The organism is Alcanivorax sp. HI0083 (genome assembly GCF_001635175.1).
On the sequence record NZ_LWFX01000992.1, the window covers coordinates 1 to 3783 of the forward strand.

3 protein-coding genes and 1 pseudogene are annotated in these 3783 nt (G+C 58.9%); all 4 read left to right on the forward strand.

From position 1 onward, the window contains the following. Positions 1-79 precede the first annotated feature (79 nt). Positions 80-1192, forward strand: coding sequence for a tRNA guanosine(34) transglycosylase Tgt (gene tgt, locus A3754_RS11945; protein WP_063519871.1), 1113 nt, complete (start codon positions 80-82; stop codon positions 1190-1192). Between the two features lie 23 nt (positions 1193-1215). Further along, complete coding sequence (gene yajC, locus A3754_RS11950; protein WP_155133407.1) at positions 1216-1578, forward strand: preprotein translocase subunit YajC; 363 nt, start codon at positions 1216-1218, stop codon at positions 1576-1578. Positions 1579-1738: 160 nt separating this feature from the next. Continuing rightward, positions 1739-3619 carry a protein translocase subunit SecD gene (secD, locus tag A3754_RS11955; RefSeq protein ID WP_063519870.1) on the forward strand — a complete coding sequence of 627 codons (1881 nt, stop codon included), beginning with the start codon at positions 1739-1741 and terminating at the stop codon, positions 3617-3619. Positions 3620-3656: 37 nt separating this feature from the next. Then, a pseudogene (locus tag A3754_RS26140) lies at positions 3657-3783 on the forward strand (protein translocase subunit SecF); the annotation flags it as partial.

The following is a 3783-nucleotide window of genomic DNA, read 5'->3' on the forward strand; positions in this document are numbered from 1 at the left end:
TTTATGGTCCCGTTGGTTTTGATTTTTTAGCGTCAGGCGTCTTGCGTTTGGCGTTTGGCGAGTAATTCTCATGTCCCGAATGACCTTCCAGCTCAACGCCACCGATGGTGCCGCCCGCCGTGGTGAGATCACGTTTCCCCGGGGCACCATCCAGACGCCGGCGTTCATGCCTGTGGGGACCTACGGGACGGTAAAAAGCATGTTGCCCAGGGATCTGGCCGAGACCGGTGCCGAGATCTGTCTGGGGAATACTTTTCACCTGATGTTGCGCCCGGGTACCGAGGTCATCGAAGCCCACGGGTCCCTGCATGGCTTTATGCAGTGGGACAAGCCGATCCTGACTGATTCTGGCGGTTTTCAGGTGTTCAGCCTGGGCGATATGCGCAAGATTTCCGAGCAGGGGGTGGTGTTCAAAAATCCCATCAATGGCGACAAGGTGGAGTTGAGCCCGGAAAAGGCCATGCAGGTGCAGCGCTCACTGGGCAGCGATATCTGCATGATCTTTGACGAATGCACCCCGTTTCCGGCCACCGAGAAACAGGCCCGCGATTCCATGGAACTGTCCCTGCGCTGGGCGAAACGCTCAAAAGACGCCCACGAAGGCAATGATGCGGCCTGTTTCGGCATCGTTCAGGGCGGCATGTACGACGATTTGCGCCGCGAATCCCTGGCCGGGCTGGTAGATATCGGCTTTGACGGCTACGCCGTGGGCGGCCTGAGTGTGGGTGAGCCCCAGGACGAAATGTTGCGCACCCTGGGCAATCTGACCCCGCATATGCCGGAGGATCGCCCCCGTTACCTGATGGGTGTGGGCAAGCCGGACGACATCGTTGAGGCGGTGCGCCGTGGAGTGGATATGTTCGACTGCGTTATGCCCACCCGCAATGCCCGCAATGGCCACCTGTTCGTCGCCGAAGGGGTGGTGAAAATCCGAAATGCCCGACACCGTCATGATTTGGCTCCTCTGGAGGCGGATTGTGACTGTTATACCTGCCAGCATTTCTCCCGCAGCTATCTGCATCACCTGGATCGCTGCAACGAAATGCTGGGCTCCCAGCTCAATACCATCCATAACCTGCGTTACTATCAGCGGCTGATGGCTGGATTGCGGGGGGCCATTGAAGGGGGTACATTGTCCGCCTTTGTGGACGACTTCTATGCGGCGCGTGGCCAGACTACGCCAGCTCTGTAGCTATTTATCGATTGGAGTATTCAATGAACATCGCAATGCGTTCCCTGCTGGCCCTGTTGGCCACTGCCATGGTTTCTCCGGCGTTTGCAGCCCCTGCTGCCCCTGCCGGTCCGGGCGGTGTGGAGCTGATCATGCTGGTCGTGATGATGGTGGTTTTCTATTTCTTCCTGATTCGCCCGCAGCAGAAGCGTGCCAAGGAACACAAAAACCTGGTCCAGAGCCTGAGCAAGGGTGATGAAGTGGTCACCAGCGGTGGCATCCTGGGCAAGGTGGCGAAAGTCACCGATGATTTTGTGGTGGTGGAAATCAGCAACAACCTGGAAATCAAACTGCAGAAAAGCAGCGTCCAGGCCACTCTGCCCAAAGGCACCATCAAGTCGATCTAGAAGAATAGCAGCCCCGTCTTGAGCGGGGCTTTTGCTGTTGCAGTAACGCCAGCAAAACCCAATGTATCGAGCGGTTGATTAATCGTGCACGCCGGCCGCCTTTTTTCGGCGCTCCACGCACTGTCGCACTATTAAAAAACCGGCACTACCGGAAAGAACTATGACCCGCTATCCACGCTGGAAATTTTTCCTGCTTTTGGCTGCCCTCGTTGTTTGCGGCCTTTATGCGCTCCCTAATTTGTACCCGGATGCCCCCGCTATCCAGATCAGCCATTCCGAGGCGGGTGCTGAGGTGTCTGATGTGGCCAGGCAGCGAGTGCTCGGCGCCCTGGATGATGCTGGCCTGAGCCATGGTGACGGCGAAATCGTGGGGAACTCACTGCTGGTGCGTATGGGCGATACCGAAGCGCAGCTGCGGGCCAAAGACATCGCTGCGGCGACACTGGGCGATAACTACGTGGTGGCTTTGAACCTGGCGGCCACCACGCCTCAGTGGCTGCGTGAGATCGGCGCCAGCCCCATGAACCTGGGCCTGGATTTGCGTGGCGGGGTGCACTTCCTGCTACAGGTGGATATGGATTCGGTGGTGAAGAGCCGCATGGAAGCCTGGGAAGGTACCGCCAAGCTGACCCTGCGTGATGCGGGGGTGCGTTATCGCGCGGTGTCTGTGGATGGCACTACCCTGACCGCCACCTTTGCCGACCAGGTGGCTGCGGACGCCGCCCGTGCTCCGCTGCGTCAGGCGCTGGACAAGCTGGCCATGCAGCCGGCCGGTGATAGCCCGAAAATTGTCATGACGCTGAACGAAACGGCCCTGAAGGAAATGCAGGATTACGCCGTGGACCAGAACCGTACCGCGCTGAACAAGCGGGTCAATGAACTGGGTGTGGCGGAAGCCGTCGTGCAGCGCCAGGGTGCAGACCGCATCGTGGTGCAGCTGCCGGGGATTCAGGATGCGGCCACTGCCCGCCGGATTCTGGGCCGCACCGCGACCCTGGAATTCCGCCTGGTAGACAACAGTGTGTCTTCTGCCCGCCTGCGTTCCGGCATGGCGCCTCCCGGCCTGGAATTCTTCCCGTTCAAGGGACAAGAGGGCCGTATCGTCGCGTTGAATAAATCCAGCATCGCCACCGGTGATCAGGTGATCGATGCCAAGATGGGTTTTGATCAGCAAAACGGTCAGCCGGAAGTGAATGTGACACTGGATTCCGATGGCGCCCGCCGCATGCAGCGTGTAACCGGCAAGAACGTGGGTAACCCCATGGGCGTGCTGTTTATTGAAACCAAGACCGACGTGAAAAAGGTGATCGACGAGGACGGCAACAGCGTTGATCAGATGACCAGCAGCACGGACAAGTATGTGATCAATGTGGCTACCATCCAGAGCACCTTGGGCAGCCGCTTCCGGATTACCGGGCTGGATAACCCCGCCGAAGCCTCCGAGTTGGCATTGCTGCTGCGGGCGGGTTCTCTGGCGGCGCCGGTGAGCATCGTGGAAGAGCGCACCGTGGGCCCGAGCCTGGGGGCGGAAAACATCGAAGCCGGCCTCAAGTCCATGGCGCTGGGTCTGTCGCTGGTGCTGGTCTTCATGATGATCTGGTACAAGCTGTTTGGCCTGATTGCCAACGTGGCCCTGTTGGGTAACCTGGTGATTATTGTCGGCGTCATGTCGTTGATCCCCGGTGCCACCATGACCTTGCCGGGGATCGCCGGTATCGTGCTGACCGTGGGGATGGCGGTGGATGCCAACGTACTGATCTTCGAGCGTATTCGTGAAGATTTGCGGCGGGGGCTCAGTCCGCGCCAGGCTATCGAAGAGGGTTACGCTCGTGCATTTACCACCATTCTTGATGCCAACATTACCACCCTGATTGTGGCGGTGATTCTATTTGCAGCCGGTACCGGTTCGGTGCAGGGCTTCGCGGTTACGCTGTTCATCGGCATCCTCACCTCCATGTTCACGGCGATTATCGGCACCCGTGCCATGGCAGAAATGATTTACGGTCGAGGCGCCCGCGCCCCGAGCAAACTGAGCATCTGAGGCGGTTATGAGCAAAGCACCCATGAACATCAATTTTATGGCCGCCCGCAAACCGCTGGGCATCCTGTCGCTGGCGCTGGTGATTATTTCCGTGGCGCTGTTGCTGACCCGAGGCCTGAACCTGGGGCTGGATTTCACCGGGGGGACTACCGTGGTAGTAAAAA

Bases quoted from the DNA above. Each gene is read 5' to 3' on its own strand.
- yajC (WP_155133407.1), top strand. From the start codon at position 1,216: ATGAACATCGCAATGCGTTCCCTGCTGGCCCTGTTGGCCACTGCCATG.
- secD (WP_063519870.1), top strand. From the start codon at position 1,739: ATGACCCGCTATCCACGCTGGAAATTTTTCCTGCTTTTGGCTGCCCTC.
- tgt (WP_063519871.1), top strand. From the start codon at position 80: ATGACCTTCCAGCTCAACGCCACCGATGGTGCCGCCCGCCGTGGTGAG.